General features: G+C 63.9%; 23 protein-coding genes. 7 read left to right on the top strand and 16 right to left on the bottom strand.

Features of this window, described 5'->3' with window-relative positions:
- Positions 1–157 precede the first annotated feature (157 nt).
- From tolB to tolQ, 4 genes are read right to left on the bottom strand one after another with little or no spacing between them, the layout of a single operon-like run.
- Positions 158–1,516, bottom strand: coding sequence for a Tol-Pal system beta propeller repeat protein TolB (gene tolB / locus YUU_RS0107845; protein ID WP_027521907.1), 1,359 nt, complete (start codon positions 1,514–1,516; stop codon positions 158–160).
- Positions 1,517–1,537: 21 nt separating this feature from the next.
- Positions 1,538–2,488, bottom strand: coding sequence for a cell envelope integrity/translocation protein TolA (locus tag YUU_RS0107840; RefSeq protein WP_027521906.1), 951 nt, complete (start codon positions 2,486–2,488; stop codon positions 1,538–1,540).
- Complete coding sequence (locus tag YUU_RS0107835; RefSeq protein WP_027521905.1) at positions 2,485–2,952, bottom strand: biopolymer transporter ExbD; 468 nt, start codon at positions 2,950–2,952, stop codon at positions 2,485–2,487. Before YUU_RS0107835 ends, YUU_RS0107840 begins: the two co-directional genes overlap by 4 nt.
- Positions 2,953–2,989: 37 nt before the next feature.
- Complete coding sequence (gene tolQ, locus YUU_RS0107830) at positions 2,990–3,706, bottom strand: protein TolQ (RefSeq protein WP_027521904.1); 717 nt, start codon at positions 3,704–3,706, stop codon at positions 2,990–2,992.
- Positions 3,707–4,437: 731 nt separating this feature from the next.
- Here tolQ and YUU_RS0107825 point away from each other — a divergent pair.
- The 3 genes from YUU_RS0107825 (at position 4,438) to YUU_RS0107815 (ending at position 7,480) form a co-directional block, all read left to right on the top strand.
- Positions 4,438–4,980 carry a hypothetical protein gene (locus YUU_RS0107825; RefSeq protein ID WP_027521903.1) on the top strand — a complete coding sequence of 181 codons (543 nt, stop codon included), beginning with the start codon at positions 4,438–4,440 and terminating at the stop codon, positions 4,978–4,980.
- 146 nt (positions 4,981–5,126) lie between these two features.
- A complete protein-coding gene (gene ggt / locus YUU_RS0107820; RefSeq protein WP_027521902.1) occupies positions 5,127–6,863 on the top strand; it encodes a gamma-glutamyltransferase in 1,737 nt (578 codons plus the stop codon).
- 329 nt (positions 6,864–7,192) lie between these two features.
- Positions 7,193–7,480: a hypothetical protein gene (locus tag YUU_RS0107815; RefSeq protein ID WP_027521901.1), complete on the top strand. Its 288-nt coding sequence runs from the start codon at positions 7,193–7,195 to the stop codon at positions 7,478–7,480.
- Between the two features lie 23 nt (positions 7,481–7,503).
- Here YUU_RS0107815 and YUU_RS0107810 read toward each other — a convergent pair whose 3' ends face one another.
- A complete protein-coding gene (locus YUU_RS0107810) occupies positions 7,504–8,214 on the bottom strand; it encodes an SDR family NAD(P)-dependent oxidoreductase (RefSeq protein WP_027521900.1) in 711 nt (236 codons plus the stop codon).
- A 210-nt stretch (positions 8,215–8,424) separates the two neighbouring features.
- Here YUU_RS0107810 and YUU_RS0107805 point away from each other — a divergent pair, with 210 nt between their 5' ends.
- Positions 8,425–8,913: a helix-turn-helix domain-containing protein gene (locus YUU_RS0107805; protein ID WP_027521899.1), complete on the top strand. Its 489-nt coding sequence runs from the start codon at positions 8,425–8,427 to the stop codon at positions 8,911–8,913.
- Positions 8,914–9,036: 123 nt separating this feature from the next.
- On the opposite strand, the gene YUU_RS0107795 is transcribed toward YUU_RS0107805, so the two are convergent.
- The 7 genes from YUU_RS0107795 to YUU_RS0107765 all read right to left on the bottom strand — a co-directional run bounded on the left by YUU_RS0107795 (position 9,037) and on the right by YUU_RS0107765 (position 12,797).
- Positions 9,037–9,270, bottom strand: a complete 234-nt coding sequence (locus YUU_RS0107795) for a hypothetical protein (RefSeq protein WP_156944155.1) — start codon at positions 9,268–9,270, stop codon at positions 9,037–9,039.
- 173 nt (positions 9,271–9,443) lie between these two features.
- On the bottom strand, positions 9,444–9,929 hold the full coding sequence (locus YUU_RS0107790; RefSeq protein WP_027521897.1) for a DUF2852 domain-containing protein: 486 nt from the start codon (positions 9,927–9,929) through the stop codon (positions 9,444–9,446).
- A gap of 121 nt (positions 9,930–10,050) precedes the next feature.
- Positions 10,051–10,791, bottom strand: a complete 741-nt coding sequence (locus YUU_RS0107785; protein ID WP_027521896.1) for a TetR/AcrR family transcriptional regulator — start codon at positions 10,789–10,791, stop codon at positions 10,051–10,053.
- A 167-nt stretch (positions 10,792–10,958) separates the two neighbouring features.
- Entirely contained in the window at positions 10,959–11,324 is a 366-nt protein-coding gene (locus tag YUU_RS0107780) for a hypothetical protein (RefSeq protein WP_027521895.1), read from the bottom strand.
- Between the two features lie 52 nt (positions 11,325–11,376).
- The gene (locus YUU_RS0107775) at positions 11,377–11,799 is read right to left on the bottom strand and encodes a YciI family protein (protein WP_027521894.1); all 423 of its coding nucleotides are present in this window, start codon (positions 11,797–11,799) and stop codon (positions 11,377–11,379) included.
- A 66-nt stretch (positions 11,800–11,865) separates the two neighbouring features.
- Positions 11,866–12,282, bottom strand: coding sequence for a YciI family protein (locus YUU_RS0107770; protein WP_027521893.1), 417 nt, complete (start codon positions 12,280–12,282; stop codon positions 11,866–11,868).
- Positions 12,283–12,413: 131 nt separating this feature from the next.
- Positions 12,414–12,797: a cupin domain-containing protein gene (locus YUU_RS0107765; protein ID WP_035661480.1), complete on the bottom strand. Its 384-nt coding sequence runs from the start codon at positions 12,795–12,797 to the stop codon at positions 12,414–12,416.
- 95 nt (positions 12,798–12,892) lie between these two features.
- On the opposite strand from YUU_RS0107765, the gene YUU_RS0107760 reads away from it, so the two are divergent.
- Both YUU_RS0107760 and YUU_RS0107755 read left to right on the top strand, forming a co-directional pair.
- On the top strand, positions 12,893–13,681 hold the full coding sequence (locus YUU_RS0107760; RefSeq protein WP_027521891.1) for an SDR family NAD(P)-dependent oxidoreductase: 789 nt from the start codon (positions 12,893–12,895) through the stop codon (positions 13,679–13,681).
- A gap of 108 nt (positions 13,682–13,789) precedes the next feature.
- Entirely contained in the window at positions 13,790–14,227 is a 438-nt protein-coding gene (locus YUU_RS0107755; protein WP_027521890.1) for a hypothetical protein, read from the top strand.
- Positions 14,228–14,304: 77 nt separating this feature from the next.
- Here YUU_RS0107755 and YUU_RS0107750 read toward each other — a convergent pair whose 3' ends face one another.
- The 4 genes from YUU_RS0107750 to YUU_RS0107735 all read right to left on the bottom strand — a co-directional run bounded on the left by YUU_RS0107750 (position 14,305) and on the right by YUU_RS0107735 (position 17,112).
- A complete protein-coding gene (locus YUU_RS0107750) occupies positions 14,305–14,718 on the bottom strand; it encodes a VOC family protein (RefSeq protein ID WP_027521889.1) in 414 nt (137 codons plus the stop codon).
- A 24-nt stretch (positions 14,719–14,742) separates the two neighbouring features.
- On the bottom strand, positions 14,743–15,279 hold the full coding sequence (locus YUU_RS0107745; RefSeq protein ID WP_027521888.1) for an SRPBCC family protein: 537 nt from the start codon (positions 15,277–15,279) through the stop codon (positions 14,743–14,745).
- Between the two features lie 178 nt (positions 15,280–15,457).
- Complete coding sequence (locus YUU_RS0107740; RefSeq protein WP_027521887.1) at positions 15,458–16,747, bottom strand: RNA polymerase sigma factor; 1,290 nt, start codon at positions 16,745–16,747, stop codon at positions 15,458–15,460.
- Positions 16,744–17,112 (bottom strand): YciI family protein, encoded by a 369-nt coding sequence (locus YUU_RS0107735; protein WP_027521886.1) that lies wholly within the window; start codon positions 17,110–17,112, stop codon positions 16,744–16,746. The genes YUU_RS0107740 and YUU_RS0107735 overlap by 4 nt, the downstream gene beginning before the upstream one ends.
- Positions 17,113–17,252: 140 nt before the next feature.
- Between YUU_RS0107735 and YUU_RS0107730 the strand changes: the two genes are divergently transcribed.
- Positions 17,253–18,218 carry a glyoxylate/hydroxypyruvate reductase A gene (locus YUU_RS0107730; RefSeq protein ID WP_027521885.1) on the top strand — a complete coding sequence of 322 codons (966 nt, stop codon included), beginning with the start codon at positions 17,253–17,255 and terminating at the stop codon, positions 18,216–18,218.
- Positions 18,219–18,226 lie beyond the last annotated feature (8 nt).

The following is an 18,226-nucleotide window of genomic DNA, read 5'->3' as shown; positions in this document are numbered from 1 at the left end:
CGTTGTTTTGCAACGCGTGCGATCAAAATTCATATGACAAATCAACTGACTAGGAAAATTTTACCCAGCTCAGGATGAACGAATGTTTGCCGGAAAAGCAAAGCTCGCAGATTTTCCGCGAGAAAAGGAGCGCGCGAACACGCGCGCTGCCGGCGGTTTACTGGCCTGACGTTGAGGACAGCAACGGCGACCAGGCGGGGTCGGATGCGTAGCCCGGTGTCGGCACGCGCTGCTCGTTGCGCCCCGAGATGTCGACGCTGAACAGCGACGGCCCACCATTGCCGCCGGGATCGCGGAAGAACATCACGACGCGGCCATTCGGCGCGAACGTCGGTCCCTCGTTGTGGAAGCCCGAGGTGAGAAGGCGCTCGCCACTGCCATCGGGCTTGATGATGCCGATCGAGAACTGTCCGCCGCCCTGCCGGGTGAACGCGATGTAGTCGCCGCGCGGCGACCACACCGGCGTCGAATAGCTGGCATTGGTGTCGTCCTTCGAGAAGGAGATGCGCTGCGCCTGGCCGCCGCCCGCAGGCATCACATAGATCTGCGGCCTGCCGCCGCGATCGGACTCGAAGCAGATGCGGGTGCCATCAGGTGAGTACGAAGGAGAAGTATCGATCGCCGGCGTGTCGGTGAGGCGCGTGGTCGAGCGCGAGCGCAGATCCATCACGAACAGGTTGGAGTTGCCGCCCTGCTGGAGGCTCATGATGACGCGCTGGCCGTCCGGCGAGAACCGCGGCGCAAAGGTCATGCCGGGGAAATTGCCGACGATTTCGCGCTGTCCGGTTTCGATGTTGTAGAGATAGACCTTCGGATCGCCCTGGCCGAACTCCATGTAGGTGATCTCTTGCGAGTTCGGCGAGAAGCGCGGCGTCAGCACGAGGTCCGAGCCGCGCGTCAGATAGCGCACATTTGCGCCGTCCTGGTCCATGATCGCGAGCTTCTTGACGCGGCGCTCCTTCGGCCCGCTCTCGTCCACGAAGACGACGCGGCTGTCGAAATAGCCCGTCTCGCCGGTGAGGCGCTGATAGATCTGGTCGGAGATGATGTGAGAGATGCGGCGCCAGTATTCCGGCGAGGTGAAATATTGCTGGCCGGTGAGCTGCTGGCCCGAGACGACGTCCCACAGGCGGAATTCGGCCTTGAGCCGACCGTCCGGCTGGCGCGTCATGCGGCCGGTAACCAGCGCCTGGGCATTGATCTGCTTCCAGCTCTGGAATTGCGGCGCGACGTCGATATTGGTTATCCGCTCGAGATAAGCCGCCTGATCGATCGGATTGAACAGGCCCGAGCGCTTCAGGTTGTTGGTGATCACCTGCGTCACGCCGGCGCCGACCTCGCCGTCAGACGGCGAGCCTGCCACGAAATTCGGGATCGCGATCGGAATCGGCTGGAATTCGGTCGGGTCGACTTTGAGGCGCCCCTGCGCAAATGCGGAGCGGCCGGCCAGCACGGTGGCGGTCGATCCTGCGGCGATGATGAACCCACGTCGAGAAAGCAGTCGCATCTTATTCATCTGAGTTATGTCTTTTCACGCTTACAGCATATCTTTGAGGCCGAACGTCATCGGAATGTATTTCCAGGTGTCGTATTGCGCCTTGGGCAGGAATGCATAGGCCTGGCACTCCTCGACCGCGCGTTTTGCGCTCTCGGCCATCGCCGTGCCGACCGAGCGCGACGGTCCGCGCACGGCGACGATCGTTGGCGAGGAGGCAACCGTGCCGTCCGGACGCATCTGGATGTCGATATCGACCTCGAACTGATCCGCATCCTGCCCGTTGTAGGGGAATCTGAAGCAGCGCCTGACGGCGGCGACGAACGCACCCTTCCACGTCGCGACGATCGCGGTGTCCTTGCCGTTCTGCGTTCCCAGTGCACTGGTCGCATTCGGCGTCGCGCCCGTCATCTCGTGCCGCGTCGGATCGCGCTTGTCCTCGAGCTTGGCCATGATGTCCATCGGATTGAACGGCCGGTCCTTCGGCTTCGGCGGCTGGGGCTTGGCCTCCTGCTGCTTGGGCGGCGGCGGCTTCTTCTCCTTCTCCGGCTTGTTCAAGGCGTCGGCGATCGGATCGATCTTTTCCTCGGGCTTCTTGTCGGCCGGCTTGCTCTCTTCCTTGGCCTTACTTTCCTGAACCGGCTTCGGCGGATCCGGCTTCTTCTCAACGGGCTTCTCCACCACCTTCGGCGGCGGCGGAGGCGTCGTGTTGGTCTGGATCAGCTCCTTCTTGGTCGTGATCTTGCCCTGGGACTCCTCGGGCGGCGTCACTTCCGGAGCAACCTTGTCGACCTTGGGCTTCTGCTTGTCCTTTTCGGCGGTCTGCACGCCGGCGGTTGCCTTGGCCGGCTGATCCAATGAAATATCGACCGGAATGACGGACTCTTCCGGCACTTCGAGGGCGCGCGAGCTAAAGGAGATCAGCCCCCAGCCGATCACGAGGACGTGGAGAACAATCGACGCAACAACAGTCTTGTCGACTTTGACCTTCATCCCTGCTCCGGGATAATCACGATATTGGCCTTGAAGCCGGCGGCGCGCACCTGCCCCAGCAGCTTCATCATGTCGGTGTAGCAGACGTCCTTGTCACCGCGCAGATAGACGACCCGTTCGGCGTCGGACCGCGTCTCCTTGATCGCCTCGATCTTGGGCTGGAGATCCGCAGCCGAGATCGGACTGTCGCCGAGATACAATTCCACATTCGAATTGCAGCCGCCGGTCGTCCGCTTCACCGATAGCGTCAAGGGCGGCGCGTTCGAGGAGATCGACCTGCCGCCGTTGGCGACCGGCAGGTCGATGTCGATATTCGACGTCATCAGCGGCGCTGCGACCATGAAGATGATGAGCAGCACCAGCATCACGTCGACCATCGGCGTGACGTTGATCTCGGCCATGACCGATTTGCGCCGGCTGCGGCGGCCGCCGCCACCGGACGAACTGGCTACGTTCATCGCCATGATCTAGAGCCCACGATGGTCTTCACTATAGTGCCCCTCACCCACGCTCGTCGATCTGACGGGACAGGATGGCTGAAAATTCATCTGCAAAGCCCTCGAGCCGCTGGGCCTGCCGGTTCACCTCGGAGGTGAACTTATTGTAGAAAATAGTGGCAGGAATGGCGGCGATAAGGCCGATTGCCGTCGCAAACAGCGCCTCGGCGATGCCGGGCGCCACCACCGCCAGAGAGGTATTCTTCGAAGCCGCGATCGACTGGAAGCTCGACATGATGCCCCAGACGGTGCCGAACAGGCCGACGAAGGGGCCGGCGGAGCCGACGGTCGCGAGCACCAGGAGGCGCCGTTCCAGCCGCTCGATCTCGCGCGCGATCGACACGTTCATCACCTTCTCGATGCGCATCTGAAGGCCCGCGACCGAGCGCGCGTGGCTTTCGAACGAGCGCTTCCACTCACGCATCGCCGCGACGAAGCAGGCCGCCATCGAATGGGTCGGCTTGGCCGACAGCGTGCGATAGAGCTCTTCGATCGACTCGCCGGACCAGAACGCCTGCTCGAAACGGTCCATCGAGCGGCGGGTGCGCGCATAGAGGAAGATCTTGTCGATCGCGATCGCCCAGACCCAGACCGAGCAGGACAACAGACCCAGCATGACCCCTTTCACGATCCAGTGAGCCTGCCAGAACAGCGCAATCAGCGACACGTCGGCGGAAGCAGCAACCGGCAGGGCTGACTGAGCGACGTCGGCCGGATTCATAAGCAGTATCCTCTCAAGGCGATCGTTCCATGTCCTCCGGGAGCAAAATGGCTGCCGGTTCCCCAAAGCCGCGCGGGTCGCGCGCAGTCGCCAAGCCTGCGCAAAGCCTTGTCTTTTTGGATTGCAGCGGCCCGTCCAAAGCCGGCCGTCTGCTTTCCCTGCCAAGATGTCAAAACTAAGGGCCTCGACTAAGCCATTGGGCGCGACTTGCCGACCCTACCAGACGCCGCCGATAGTTAATGCGGGGTTAGCGCGGGCGCATTTGGCTGCCGGAAAGGAAGGCAGGCCAGGGGCTTGGCAGGGATGGGCGCGGCATTCCGCCCGCATGGAGCCATTGTCTTTCGGGGAGCGCAGTCAGCCCAGAGCAAGGTCGGTTCCCTTCCCCCTTGCGGGGAAGCCAGGGAGGGGGTGCCCCACGGGGACTCCCTCCGCGAGGTTTTCTCAACGATGGATACGCCTTCCCCTGGGCTACCCCCTCCCCTGCCCTCCCCCGCAAGGGGGGAGGGAGCAGAGCGGAGTGCGCGGCGCCACCGAAGTCACAGCGCGATTGAGCCTGTCAGCGCGCGCCTCGGCTGCGCGACGCAATTCAGAGTTTTGCCGGCGATGCACTTTGGATTGCTTCGCAATGACAGTCCCGCGCCTTCTCTGAACCATTCGCCCGGCACGGCGCACCAAACAGCGTCATGCGCCGAGCTTGCGTTGTGTTGAACATTGCTCCGAGGGAGGGAGAGATGAGGACCGCCCAACTGGTTGCCGCCATCGTCGTGGCATGCATTACGGCGGCACCGGCCGCGCAAGCCGGCCGCTGGACCTACCACGACGAGAGAAATGACGGGCACATCCTCGCCTATGTCGAGGACGGCAAGATCGTGTTCGAGCTCGCGTGTGGCCGCGGATTCTCCCTGCTCATCAAGCACCCGGCGCAAGCGAAGACGGATGGCAAGGCGCGCCTCACGCTCGTCGCCGGAAGGAACAACATCAATCTCGCCGGCGAATACGTTCCGCCGGCCGAAAACTCGGCGGCCAATTTCTACCAGAGCTATCTCGGCTACGGCAAAAACGACGAGGACGAGAGAGTCTATGGCAAGCGATGGCAGGAGCTCGAGTCGCGCCTGCTCGACGCGATCGAATCCAAATCGGGCTTTACGATCGCGGCCGGCGAGGCAAACTATCATCTGCCAGGGGTCGACATCGACAAGTGGCGCAGGCCCTTCGACCTCTGCGGCTACGGCTTTTGGGTGACGCCAAGCGAATTTCCGGGCGAGACCAACTAACCTCGCGGCGTTGTGCTCCCGGATCGCTCGGTTAATCTGGAGGTCGGTGGTGCGCGCGCCTCCGCCTTGCTAGAGCCCCAAACTGTAGCTCTCTTGGCGACAACAACATGTGCCGGGATTCACCGGCCCAGCCCAGGGAGCGTCCCGTGCAGAAACCAGCAACAGGCGTGCGGTGGATCGTCGCCGCGATCGTCTCGGTCAGCCTCACAACATTCGGCCCCGCGCGTGCGGCATCGGTCGCGCCGGTCGCCGCGGAAAACGGCATGGTGGTGTCCGCGCAGCATCTGGCAACACAGGTGGGCGTGGATGTGCTCAAGCGCGGCGGCAATGCCGTCGATGCCGCAGTCGCGGTCGGCTACGCATTGGCGGTGGTCTATCCGGCAGCCGGTAATCTCGGCGGCGGTGGCTTCATGACGATCGAGCTCGCCGACGGCCGCAAGACCTTCCTCGATTTCCGCGAGACAGCGCCCAAGGGGGCGACCGCCAACATGTATCTCGACAAGGATGGCAACGTCATCAAGGGCATCTCGACCAACGGGCACCTGGCCGTTGGCGTGCCGGGATCCGTATCGGGCATGGAATATGCGCGCGAAAAGTACGGCACCATGAAGCGCGCCGATCTGCTCGCCCCCGCGATCCAGCTCGCCGAGCAGGGCTTTGCGCTGGACCAGGGCGACATCGACTTGTTGCTTACCTCCACCGCGGATTTTCAGGACGATCCTGCGTCGGCCGCCATCTTCCTCAACAACGGTCAGCCGTTCCAGGTGGGCGAAAAGCTGGTGCAGTCGGAGCTCGCCAAGACCCTGCGCGAGATCAGCAGCAAAGGCACCGACGGTTTCTACAAGGGCTGGGTCGGCAGCGCCATCGTGGCCTCGAGCCAGGCCGGCAAAGGCCTGCTGACGCAGGACGACCTCGACGGCTACAAGACGCGCGAGCTCGCGCCCGTCGAATGCGACTATCGCGGCTACCACGTGATCTCCGCGCCGCCACCGAGCTCGGGCGGCGTCATCATCTGCGAGATCCTGAATATCGTGGAGGGCTATCCGCTGAGGGAGCTGGGCTATCACTCCGCGCAGGCCGTGCACGTCCAGATCGAGGCCATGCGCCACGCTTACGTGGACCGCAACAGCTATCTCGGCGATCCGGACTTCGTGAAGAACCCGCTCGATCGTCTGCTCGACAAGAATTACGCGACCAAGATCCGCGCCGTGATCGATCCGAACAAGGCTGGCATCTCCAAGGACATCAAGCCGGGCGTAGAGCCGCATGAGGGCAGCAACACCACGCACTATTCGATCGCGGACAAGGACGGTAACGCGGTTTCGGTGACGTACACGCTGAACGACTGGTTCGGCGCCAAGGTGACGGCGGCCAAGACCGGCGTCCTGCTGAACGATGAAATGGACGACTTCACCGCCAAGGTCGGCGTGCCGAACCTCTATGGCCTGGTGCAGGGCGAGGCCAATTCCATTGCTCCCGGCAAGCGGCCGCTGTCCTCGATGAGCCCGACCATCGTCACCAAGGACGGCAAGACCGTCATGGTGGTAGGCACGCCCGGCGGCAGCCGCATCATCACGGCTGTCTTGCAGACCATGATCAACGCGATCGACTACGACATGAATGCGCAGGAGGCCGTCGACATGCCGCGCATCCATCAGCAATGGCTGCCCGACCTGACCAATGTCGAAGACTATGCGCTGTCGCCGGACACCCGCAAGATTCTGGAAGGCATGGGCCACAAGTTCGGCCCGCCGCAGCCGGCCAACCATCTGGCGGTCATCATCGTCGGCGCGCCATCGCTGAACGGCAAGCCGGTCGGCAACAACCGCTACTATGGCGCCAACGATCCCCGCCGCAACTCGGGACTGGCCGCCGGGTATTGAGAGCTTCGTAGGGTGGGCACAGGCGCGAAGCGCCGTGCCCACCGCTTCTGCGGAAGCAGACGAGGTGGGCACGCTTCCGCCTTCGCTCGTTGAGCTACGGCGGACAAGTCGCTTTGCCTACCCTACCAGAGTGCCGTTCGGCAGACAGTGCCGAGCTGAAAACGCCCCTATGCAGCTTGTGCCACGCGCGAGGGTTTATTTCACCGGGCGATCGGCAACACACTCTATTGTCTTTGCCCACAAGCCGCCTGACGATGCGGGAGTGGGCCGCTCGTCAGACGACTGCAGTGGCTGGCGAACTGCCCGACGACCTCGTACGGGAGATCCGCATGGAACAGATTCTGATCAACCTCGTCTCGGGCGCACTTGGTGGAATTGGCGCGGGCAAGTCTTCGCCGACATTTGATCTCGGAATGGCCGGAAACGTCATTTCGGGTCTGGTCGGCGGCGGAGTGCTCGGCCAGGTCATTACGCTGCTGCTTCCGTCGATCATGGCCGCAGCAGAATCTGGAAACTTGAGCGTTGGTGGCGTCGTGTCACAAGTCGTCGCCGGTGGCGCCGGCGGGGCGATCCTCACCGCAATCGTCGGAGCCATCAAGAACAAGGCTGCCGCCTGATCGGTGAGACAAGGAACAAGACCTCACCACTTCTCCTTCGACGTCCGCACGTCGAGCTCGAACGACCAGGCCCGTTCAGGCTGCCGGTAGAGGAAGGCGAACGCATCGACGATGCCTTCGATGCTGATCAGGCTGTCCTGCCGGCTCGCAGCATCGGGGAAGCGGTTCATGATCTTGTCGCCGGCGATCGCGCCGTCGACCACGACATGGGCGACGTGGATGCCGTCGGGCGCATATTCCTTGGCCATCGCCTGGGCGAGCGTGCGCAGGCTGGCCTTGGCAGAGTTGAAAGCGCCAAAGCCGGAGCGCCCGCGCAGCGAGGCGCTGGCGCCGGTGAATAGCAGCATGCCGGTCTTCTTCGGCACCATGCGACGCATCGCCTCGCGGCCGAACAGGAAGCCGCCGAAGCAGACGACACGCCAGGCGTTCTCGAAATAGTCGGCTTCCATCTCGATGATCCTGCCGGGCGTGTTGTTGCCGGCGTTGTAGATTGCGAGATCAAGGTCGCTTCCGGCGGCGTCGAACAGCGCGGCGATGTCGCTCTCCTTGGTGGCGTCGGCGACGAAGGGAACGGCCTGTCCTCCCGATTTTTCGATAGCGTTCGCAACGGCCTCGAGCGTGGACGAGGTCCGGCCCGCTACGATCACTTTGAGCCCGTCGGCAGCAAACCGCCTGCAGAGCTGGGCGCCGAGCCCGCGGTCCGGGCCCACACCGATCACGATTGCCGTCTTCATCGCATCCTCCCGAAATGCTTGGAGCCTAGGTCGCTACTCCCGCAGTCCATTGCTTACTAGTTCTGAAATAGAACTTTATACCAATTCGTCATTTTTGCCTAGACGTAGGCAAGTGGTCGCCTCGTCACGGGCTTTCATTCCATTTTGGAATTTTGTATCGTAGTCACGACGAACGCATTGGAATTTCAGTTTTTTTCGGGGTCGGACCGGATGCGGTGGGATTCGCTTGAGCAGGAACAGTGCTCGGTCGCCAGGACGGTGGCCGTGATCGGCGATCGCTGGAGCCTGCTGATCCTGCGCGACTGCTTTCTGCGCGTGCGCCGGTTCGAGGAGTTTCAGTCCCGGCTCGGGGTCACCCGGCACATCCTCGCCGATCGCCTGAAGAAGCTCGTCCGGTTCGGCGTGCTCAGGCGTTCGCCCTATCAGGAGAATCCGACGCGTTACGAATATATCCTCACCCAGAAGGGACTGGATCTCTATCCCGTGGTGATGGCGATCGTGCATTGGGGCGACACTCACATGGTGGACGAGCGCGGCCGCCCCATGCTTCACCAGCACAAGAGCTGCGGCAAGATGTTCGATCCGGTGCTGGTCTGCTCCGAATGCGGCGAGCGGATCGTTGCGAAAGAGGTCCACGTGCACGCCGGCCCCGGCGCCGCGAAAGGCGCGGCCGAGGAGCTCGCAGCGCGCGCGAAATAGCGGCAGCTTACTGTGCGCCTCGCCGCCCTTGCCTGCGCACGCCGAGCGCATAGAGCCAGCCGCCGAGCGCGATGAGCACCGGCAGGACATAGAGGATGAAGAAGATGGAAACCCTGAACACGCTCATGCGTGCAACGCCTCCGGGATGATCCGCTGCGATGCATGGTACAGCACGAGGGATGCGAGTTGGTACAGCACGAAACTGACGAACACCTGCCCCGGCGTGAAACCGGCCGGCCAGTTGGGAAAGAATACGAGCAAGATGAGCATGCCCAAGCTGCCCTTCTGGCAGACGGTCGCTACGCGATCCAGCGCCAAGGCACATCGCTTCATCCGTTCGCGTTCAGCCTCGTCCACGTTCGCGCCTTGTTCGCGGCTTGCGGAATGCCCACCGTCAGGGCTTTAGTCGGGGCTGGCGCAGATTGGGTTCTACCCCAAAACCAAACCGCCCGCCTGCGGGGTTCGCAGGCGGGCGGCTCGGGGCCATCAGGACTTTTGGGGGCGTGCGCCTGAAGGCTTTGAGGATCAGATCAGCCCTGCGTCGGCGGCTCGTTCGTCGGCGTCGGACGGCTCTTGTGCTGCGCCATGAACTGGTCGAACTCTTCCTTGTCCTTGGCGTGACGAAGCCGCGTCAGGAAATCCTTGAACTCGCGCTGCTCTTCCTCGAGCCGCTGGAGAGTCTCGGTGCGGTACTCGTCGAAGGCACGGTTGCCGGAAGACGGCGGGCCGAAGCCAAAGCCGAAGCCGCGGCGCTCCATGCGGTCGCGCATGCGGTCCATCCGGTACTGCATCTTCTCCATCTTGTTCTGCCAGCGATCCTGGTGGCTCCAGCACGACATTCTTCTGCTCCCGAGTGTGAAAAAGAGAAGGGCAAGCCCGATCGGCCACCAGATGATGAAGCCCAGGATGGTCACGGCAATCCAGCCGGGATGCCAGGGCGTATCGAGCATGTGGGGGCGGTAGTAGGGGTCGTCCGAGGGGCCGCGCCATCGATTGACATCAGCGGTGTAGGCCATTTCCCATCTCCATCACGGCTGTCACGCCGTTGTGAATGTAAATAACATTTACATAGGTAGCCGATCCCGCGGTTTTGTCAAGCCGGCCACCAGACAGGCCCGCCGATTTATTTGCGCAACTTTATTTCAGCTTGCCCCAGGGGCCGCCCGGAGAGGTGGCCGAACCGGAGGATGCCTCCGGCGGCACCGGCGGCGGCTCCGCGCCTTTCGCCGTACGACGGTCGATCGGGAAGCCAAGGCCGCGCAGATAGATCAGCACCTCGGCTTCGAGCAGCTCATCCGGCGTCATCGGCAGCTTGCGCCGGGCGGCATCGCCGCGGGAGAACAGCGAGGCGACGCCATGCGACATCGACCAGATGTGCAGCGCCATCATCATCGCCGGCGGCCGCGGCGTACCCGGCGGCGTCAACGCTGCGAGGCGCTCTGCAGCCGCACGAATGACGCCGAAAGCGCGCTCGCCTGCTGCCATCAGTGCCGGATTGGCGTCGACGGGCAGGCCGGATTCGAACATTGCGGAATAGAAAGCGGGCTCTTCGCGCGCGAAGGCGAGATAGGCTTTGCCGACGCGCTCGAACGCCGTGACGGTGTCCGGGCGGCCATCGTCCCAGGCGGCGGTCAGGCGCGCCTCGAACTGCTCGAAGCCACGCTGGGCGATCGAAGAGAGCAACTCGTCGCGGTCGCGAAAATGCCGGTAGGGAGCGGCCGGGCTGACGCCGGCCATCCGCGCGGCATCGGCAAAGGTGAAGCCGGCCGCGCCCTTCTCGGCGATCAGCCCAAGCGCTGCCTGGAGCAACGCCTCCTTCAGATTGCCGTGATGATAGCCGCGCTCGGCGCGGCGCTGCTCGTCCTTGCGCCAGCTCATGTGAATGACTTTTACATGAGCCGGGCGCGAAGGTCACTAGCGCGGGCGGGGATTGATTAACCCCGTATTTCCACGGTTACGCAGTCATTCCGGGGCCAGACACACCGTCATTCCGGGGAGCGCAAAGCGCGAACCCGGAACGACGTGTGGGTGTGTCCGAAGATCGGCTAACCACCAGGGATCGGCAGCACGGGCATGATCTCGACCCGCTCCCCCGGGAAGATCGCGAAATGCGGATGGTTCTCGAACATTTTTGCCGCGGCCTCGTGCGAGGCGGCTTTGACCACGGTGAAGGCGCCCATCTCGTTGGCGATGTCGGCGACACCCTTGGCGTCGACCTTCTTGGTCTTGCCAAGCGGGCCGCCCATGGCCTGGATCGCGCCCTGGTGCTTCTGGACCCAGGCATGCCACGCCGCCATGCCTTCCTTCTCCTTCGCCTTGCGTTCGGCTTCCGGCAGCGCATTCCAGGCGGCCATCTTCGCGCTCTCCTTGCTGCCGAGGAAGACGGCGAGATAGGTGTCGTTGGTGCTCATGAGCTTCACTCCTCCGTTGCGTTGACTGTTTGACGAAAGGCAATCGCGCTGGCTAGCGGCCGGATTGGCTGCCTTTCCGCAGCTCGGCAAAGCCGGCAGCCGCCTCCTGCACATCAGGCGAAAAGTCGGCCATCTCCTGAACCTGGCGGATCTCGATGATCTCGTTGGGCGAGGCTGGGCACTTCTTCGCCCAGGCGATCGCTTCCTCGCGCGAAGCGACCTCGATCATCCAGTAGCCCCCCAAGACTTCCTTGGACTCGGCAAAGGGGCCGTCGGTCACGATCGGCTCGCCGGTCGCAAACGAGACGCGCGCGCCCGCCGAGGGCGGATGCAAACCGTCGAGCGTGATCAGAACGCCGGCATTCTGGAGCGCCTCGTTGTAGCGCATCATGGCGGCGACGCGCTCGGGATCGAGTTGAACGTCCTTCGGCGCGGTCTCGTAGCCGAGCGGGATCATCAGCATCATGAATCGCATAGGGCATCCTCTTATTTTTCGTTACTCCGGGATGCCGTGAGGCGCAGGCCCGGAATGACGATGGGGTTAACTCTTCGCGGCTGCCGCGCGTGTCCGCTCTTCCTGTTCGCGCAGCTCGGGCGTGAAGGCTTCGCCGAAATCCTCCGCCGCAAACACCTGGCGGATCTCGATCTCGGAGCCGGGCTCGAACGGCGCACGCTTCATCCAGGAGATCGCCTCATCCAGCGACGCGGTCTTGATCAGCCAGAAGCCGGCAACCAGGTCGGAAGAGAGGTCGAACGGGCCGCTTGTAACGCTGGTCTCGCCGCGTCCATATCCGATACGTGCGCCCTTGACGGTCGGATGCAGGCCCTCGCCCGCCTCGATCACACCGGCCTTTGCCATTTCCTCGTTGAACTTGCCCATGGCGGCCAGCATCTCCGTCGACGGCATCTTGCCCGCTTCGGTGTCCCGGTTGGCCTTCACGATCACCATGAAACGCATCGTCATTGCTCCGCTTTCTTCTTGATGTCAGGCCGCGATCACCGGCGCTCATGAATAAGACGAATCGGGCGTTGCGGTCCCGACAGGCGCAGGGAGATTTTTTGCGAGGTGACAGCCGGAAGGCGTAAGCCTCATCCGGAGACGGGTTCCCAGCGCCGCGTCATCTCGCTTCCGCCGTCCGGCAGCGCCTCGAAGATCGCTGACGCCAGCACGGCGTGGACGTGCAGCGTCACGGTTCCCACGTTGCGGAAGCCGTGCTTGCGCCCGGCGGGCACCAGCACCGACTGGCCGGCGATCACCCTTGCGCGCGTCTCCTCGAGCCAGATCTCGGCCTCGCCTTCACGCACCGTCAGCACCTCCTCGACGAAATGGCTGTGCGTCGGCGCGCCGGCGCCGGGGTCGACCCACTGCTCGAAGATGCAGAGCGCGGTGGCGCCGGAGCGGGCCGACGCCAGCATGCGGGTCTTGACGCCTGGCCGCCACTCTTCCAGCGCGGAAGGATCGGTGGGCTGCATGCGGAGGCCTTTCTTGCGGGGGCGAAAGCGCAGTAAAAGACGCGAAGACCGTCCGCCCTGGTGGCCGGCGTTTCGGGTACAGGACAGATTAGCAGATGACTTCAAGCCAGCAAAAGGTTGCCCTCGTCACCGGAGCCGCGCGCGGCATCGGCCTTGCGACGGCCAGGAAATTCCTCGCAGAGGGCTGGCGCGTGGCGCTGCTCGACATCGAGGGAGAGTTGCTGGCGCACGCCGTCGCCACGATCGGCCAGGGCGAGACGACGCTGGCGCTGACTTGCGACATCTCCGATAGCGCGGCGGTCGGTGCGGCGATGAAGGCGGTCGAACAGCGCTTCGGCCGGCTCGATGCGCTCGTCAACAATGCCGGCATCGCGGTGTTCGCCCCGCTGATGGAGACGTCGGACAAGGACTGGAGTCGCGTGCTCGAGGTCAACCTCACCGGGCCCTTCATCGGCACCAAGGCCGCGGTGCCCCTGATGCGCGAGGCCGGCGGCGGCGCCATCGTCAACATCACCTCGATCTCGGCGGTGCGCGCCTCGACGCTGCGCTCGGCCTACGGCACGAGCAAGGCGGGGCTGGCGCATCTGACGAAGCAGCTCGCGGTCGAGCTCGCCGCGCTCAACATCCGCGTCAATGCGGTCGCGCCCGGACCGGTCGATACCGCGATGGCCAAAGAGGTGCACACGCCGGAGATCCGCGCGGACTATCACGATGCCATCCCACTCAACCGCTATGGCCTGGAAGAGGAACTCGCGGAGGCGATCTTTTTCCTGTGCTCGGATCGATCGAGCTACATTACCGGCCAAATTTTGGCCGTCGATGGCGGCTTCGATGCAGCAGGCATCGGCCTGCCGACGCTGCGCGGACAGCGGAGGAACGGGTAGGTTCCGCTGCGTAGGGTGGGTTAAGCGTAACCCACCGCATCTCTCTCGGCATGGTGGGTTACGCCTTCGGCTAACCCAGCCTACGATATCGAGCCTGTGGAGCACTGCATGCGACGCATCACCTTGGTCACGGCGTGGATGCTCTCATTCGCATTGCTGGTCGCCTCGCCCGCGTCCGCTGAGATCCGCATCATCCAGTCTCCGGGCGGACGAGTTGGGCCGTTCCTCGAACTGTTCGACCAGGTGCGCGAGTCCGGCGAGCGCGTGGTGATCGACGGGCCCTGCCTCTCCGCCTGCACGCTGGTGCTGAGTCTGGTGCCCGGCGAGCGCATCTGCGTCACCAGGCGCGCGGTGCTCGGCTTCCACGCCGCCCGCTCGGTTGACCGGAGCGGCCGCTTCTATGCCGAGCCGGAGGCCTCCGAGGCGGTGCTAGCGGCCTATCCGGCACCGGTGCGCGACTGGATCAGAAGCCGCGGCGGATTGACGTCGCGGCTATTGCTGCTGAAGGGCCGCGACCTCGCCGCAATCTATCCACGGTGCAGGTGACAATCGAATGCGCCACCTTCTCCCGCAAGGGGAGAAGGGAACGCAGCGAGCGCCTGGCAGCAGATCGAATTGCGGGATCACATCCCTTCCGCCGGGCAGTTCACCATCCAGGGAATGCCGAACTGGTCGATGCACATGCCAAAGCCTTTGGCCCAGAACGTCTTGCTGAAGGGCATGGTGACGGTGCCGCCATCGGCGAGCGCGTTGAACTTGCGTTCGGCATCGGCCACGTTGGTGATCGTCAGCGAAATCGCAAAGCCCTGCGGCTTCTGCGAATGCTCCGGCGGCGCGTCAGAGGCCATCAGGACGCTGCCATCGGGAAGCGACATGCGCGCATGCATGATGGTCTTTTCGCGGCCGGGTGCAGCCGGCATCTCCGGAGGGGCGTCGGAGGCGCGCAGCATCGCCTCGACCTTTCCACCGAGCGCGCGCGCATAATAGTTGAACGCGGCTTCGCACTTGTCCTGGTAGAACAGGTATGGATTGAGCATGTGTCTCTCCTTGACGTGAGGCTTCTACTTCTCGGTGAGCTTCTTCAGATTGGCGAGGCCGGTCTCGAAATCCTTGCCGATCATGTTGTCCATGTTGACGAACACCTGCATCAGCTTGGACAGGAACGGGGCCGGACCGTACATCGCCCATGTGACCAGTGTTGCACCGCCTTGCGGCACAAACGTGAACTCGGCGATGTTGTGACCTTCGAACGGACGCTCGAAATCGAGCTTGATGCGGAGTTTCGACGGTGTGCTCGCTTCGAGAACTTCCATGCGTCCGGCGCCGATGTCCTTGTTCCCGTCCCAGGCATAGGTCGCGCCCCTGCCCTGCGCGGTCCCGCCGAAGGTGCGCTTCATGCCGGGATCGCGCCCTTCGTAGGGCGACCAGCTCGTCCAGCGCTGGAAATCGGCGATCAGGGGGTAAATGGCATCGGCAGGCGCCTTGACGGCGAGCGTGCGTTCGACGCGAAACATGTCCGGCTTGGTGGCGGCGAAGACCAGAATGCCGGCGATGCCGGCGGCAAGCACAAGGGCGATAATGGCAACAGCTTTCAGCATGACGGGCTCCCTTCGACTGGCCTAAGGACGAAGGGAGCAGTGCGAGACCGACAGGTGCGGGGAGAATTTTTCTCGCCGACTTTTTGGTGTCATTCCGGGGCGGTCCGCAGGACCGAACCCGGAATCCCGAGATTCCGGATTCGATGCTTCGCATCGCCCCCGAATGACCCCAACGGCATCACTTCGCCTTCGCGCCCTCTTTGGACGCCTTTGGCTGGCTGTCCCTGATCAGGCGATCGAGATGCATGCGGATGTGGGCGGCCTCGGCCGAGGTGTTGGCGAGCGCAATCGCGCGGTCGAAGGCGACGCGGGCCTCGTCGTTGCGGCCGAGCTGCATCAGGAAGGCGCCGCGCACGCCGTAGAAGTGGAAATAGTTGGCAAGCTTCGGCGCTAGGGGCTCGATCAGCGCGAGCGCTGCTTCCGCGCCGCGCACCTTGGAGACCGCGACCGCGCGGTTGAGCGTCACCACCGGAGAGGGCTGCACGAGCTCGAGCGCTCCATAGAGCAGGTCGATCTGCGCCCAGTCGGTTTCCTCGGGCGTCGCGGCGCGGGCATGTAGCGCCGCGATCGCCGCCTGGATCTGATACGGCCCGCTCCTGCGATGGCGCATCGCCTTGTCGATCAGCGCGAGCCCCTCGGCGATCATGGTGCTGCTCCACAGCGAGCGGTTCTGATCCTCGAGCAGGATCAGCGAGCCGTCGGCTGCAAAGCGCGCCGCGCTGCGCGCATGCTGCAACAGCAACAGCGCGGTCAGCCCCATGATCTCCGGCTCGCCTGGAAACAGCCGCAACAACAGCCGCGCCAGCCGGATCGCCTCCTCGCATAGGGGTTTTCGGATCTCGGCGGTGTCGCCGCTCGCCGAATAGCCTTCGTTGAAGATCAGGTAGACAATCGCGGCAACGGCTGCGAGCCGCTCGCCGCGCTCGATCGCGCCGGGTGTCTCGAACGGCACGCCGGCATCGGCGATCTTGGCCTTGGCGCGGGTGATGCGCTGCTCCATCGCCGCTTCCGAGACCAGGAAGGCGCGCGCGATCTGCTTCACGGTGAGGCCGGAGACGATGCGCAGTGCGAGTGCGATCTGCTGTGTCGCCGGCAGATCCGGATGACAGCAGATGAACATCAGCCGCAAAATGTCGTCGCGATAGTGCGAGCCGTCGAGCCGCTCGGCAAGCTTCCCTTCGGCATCGTCGAGATCGGAGATCGCCTGGTCGTCCTCGGGTAACGGCTCCTGCTTGCGCGCGCGGCGTACCTCGTCGATCGCGACGTTGCGGCCGACCATGATCAGCCAGGCTGCGGGATCGCGTGGCGGCCCGTTCTGCGGCCAGGTCTTCAGCGCGCGCAGGCAGGCATTCTGGAACGCTTCTTCCGCGGTATCGAGATCGCGGAAATAGCGCAGCAGCGCGCCCACCGCCTGGGGCCGCGCCGAGGTCAGCGCGGTCTCGATCCAGGCGGCATCGGTCTCGCTCACGTCAAATTCCCTCCCGGCCTGAACACACCGACGGGACGCACCTCATAGGCGCCGCCGGGATTGGCCGCGCCGAGATCGCGCGCGACGTCGAGCGCGTCGTCGAGGTTCTTGCAATCGACGATGTAGAAGCCGAGCAACTGCTCCTTGGTCTCGGCATAGGGACCGTCGAGCACCAGCGGCGGGTCTTCCTTCCGCAGCGTCGCCGCCGCCGTGGTGGGCAGGAGCCGCGCGACGGGACCGAGGCGTCCCTGCTTGGTGAGCTTGTCCTGCACCACGGCGAGCTTTTTCATCACGGCTTCGTCCTGCTCCTTGCTCCAGGAGCCGACGAAATCCTCATCGTGGTAGCAAAGGATGGCATAGAGCATGGGTACGTCCTGTTTTCTCTTATTATGAAGACGATGCACTATGCCCTGCCCCGACACGACTTGCGGAAATTTTTTGCAGGAAATGTCCGCGCGTTCGTGCCAAGGAGGGCCCTGAACGGGAACTCGATGGGACATGACGAATGACTAAGGGCGCGCTGGCACTCCTGATCAACAGCAAGCAGCAGAACTGGCTGCCGGAACGCTGGAAAGCGCGTTTTGAAGCGGTCTGCGGCGACCGGCGCGTGGTGCTGCTGCCTGATACGGAGCTCGACCCGGCCGAGGTGCACTATGCCGCGGTGTGGAAGCCGGTTCCGGGCGATCTCAAGGCATTCCCGAACCTGCGCGCGATCTTCAATCTCGGTGCCGGCGTCGACGCGCTGATGGCGGACAAGAGCCTGCCGGACGTGCCGCTGGTCCGCGTCGCCGTGCCCGATCTCACCGGACGCATGACCGAATATGTCGTGCTTCACGTGCTGATGCATCATCGACAGGAGCTTTACCTGCGGCAGTCGCAGCGCGAAAAAGCCTGGGACCCGAAACACCAATGGCCGGCGAACGCGGTCACGGTCGGCATCATGGGGCTCGGCACGCTGGGCGCGGACGCGGCCGACGTGCTGCGCCGGCTCGGCTTCCGCGTGGTGGGCTGGAGCCGTAGCCCGCGAAGCGTCGATGGCGTAGAGTCTTTCCACGGCGCGGGCCAGATGGACGCGTTCCTGCGCGCGACCGACATTCTGGTCTGCCTGTTGCCGCTGACGCCACAGACGCATGGCATCCTCAACCGCGAGGTCTTTACGAAGCTCAATCGTAACAGTCCGCTCGGCGCGCCGGTCTTGATCAATGCAGGCCGCGGCGGGTTGCAGAATGAGGAGGACATCCTCGCCTGCCTCGACGACGGCACGCTCGGTGCCGCCTCGCTCGACGTGTTCGTCGAGGAGCCGCTGCCGGCGGCGAGCCGCTTCTGGAGCCATCCGAAGGTGGTGGTGACGCCGCACAACGCGGCCGATACCGATGCGGATGCAATCTCGGCCTATGTCGCGGAGCAGATCGCGCGTTTCGAGGCCGGCTCCGCGCTGGAGAATGTGGTGGATCGGGCGCGCGGATATTGAAACGCCGG

Source organism: Bradyrhizobium sp. Ec3.3 (genome assembly GCF_000472925.1).
In the GTDB taxonomy this organism is placed as follows: Bacteria; Pseudomonadota; Alphaproteobacteria; order Rhizobiales; family Xanthobacteraceae; genus Bradyrhizobium.
Note: the sequence above shows the minus strand (reverse complement) of the source record. Positions and strands in the feature narration are given on the sequence as shown.

Coding starts and splice junctions, on each gene's coding strand:
- tolB (WP_027521907.1), bottom strand. CDS start 1,516: ATGAATAAGATGCGACTGCTTTCTCGACGTGGGTTCATCATCGCCGCA.
- YUU_RS0107840 (WP_027521906.1), bottom strand. CDS start 2,488: ATGAAGGTCAAAGTCGACAAGACTGTTGTTGCGTCGATTGTTCTCCAC.
- YUU_RS0107835 (WP_027521905.1), bottom strand. CDS start 2,952: ATGGCGATGAACGTAGCCAGTTCGTCCGGTGGCGGCGGCCGCCGCAGC.
- tolQ (WP_027521904.1), bottom strand. CDS start 3,706: ATGAATCCGGCCGACGTCGCTCAGTCAGCCCTGCCGGTTGCTGCTTCC.
- YUU_RS0107825 (WP_027521903.1), top strand. CDS start 4,438: ATGAGGACCGCCCAACTGGTTGCCGCCATCGTCGTGGCATGCATTACG.
- YUU_RS0107815 (WP_027521901.1), top strand. CDS start 7,193: ATGGAACAGATTCTGATCAACCTCGTCTCGGGCGCACTTGGTGGAATT.
- YUU_RS0107810 (WP_027521900.1), bottom strand. CDS start 8,214: ATGAAGACGGCAATCGTGATCGGTGTGGGCCCGGACCGCGGGCTCGGC.
- YUU_RS0107805 (WP_027521899.1), top strand. CDS start 8,425: ATGCGGTGGGATTCGCTTGAGCAGGAACAGTGCTCGGTCGCCAGGACG.
- YUU_RS0107790 (WP_027521897.1), bottom strand. CDS start 9,929: ATGGCCTACACCGCTGATGTCAATCGATGGCGCGGCCCCTCGGACGAC.
- YUU_RS0107785 (WP_027521896.1), bottom strand. CDS start 10,791: ATGAGCTGGCGCAAGGACGAGCAGCGCCGCGCCGAGCGCGGCTATCAT.
- YUU_RS0107780 (WP_027521895.1), bottom strand. CDS start 11,324: ATGAGCACCAACGACACCTATCTCGCCGTCTTCCTCGGCAGCAAGGAG.
- YUU_RS0107775 (WP_027521894.1), bottom strand. CDS start 11,799: ATGCGATTCATGATGCTGATGATCCCGCTCGGCTACGAGACCGCGCCG.
- YUU_RS0107770 (WP_027521893.1), bottom strand. CDS start 12,282: ATGCGTTTCATGGTGATCGTGAAGGCCAACCGGGACACCGAAGCGGGC.
- YUU_RS0107765 (WP_035661480.1), bottom strand. CDS start 12,797: ATGCAGCCCACCGATCCTTCCGCGCTGGAAGAGTGGCGGCCAGGCGTC.
- YUU_RS0107760 (WP_027521891.1), top strand. CDS start 12,893: ATGACTTCAAGCCAGCAAAAGGTTGCCCTCGTCACCGGAGCCGCGCGC.
- YUU_RS0107755 (WP_027521890.1), top strand. CDS start 13,790: ATGCGACGCATCACCTTGGTCACGGCGTGGATGCTCTCATTCGCATTG.
- YUU_RS0107750 (WP_027521889.1), bottom strand. CDS start 14,718: ATGCTCAATCCATACCTGTTCTACCAGGACAAGTGCGAAGCCGCGTTC.
- YUU_RS0107745 (WP_027521888.1), bottom strand. CDS start 15,279: ATGCTGAAAGCTGTTGCCATTATCGCCCTTGTGCTTGCCGCCGGCATC.
- YUU_RS0107735 (WP_027521886.1), bottom strand. CDS start 17,112: ATGCTCTATGCCATCCTTTGCTACCACGATGAGGATTTCGTCGGCTCC.
- YUU_RS0107730 (WP_027521885.1), top strand. CDS start 17,253: ATGACTAAGGGCGCGCTGGCACTCCTGATCAACAGCAAGCAGCAGAAC.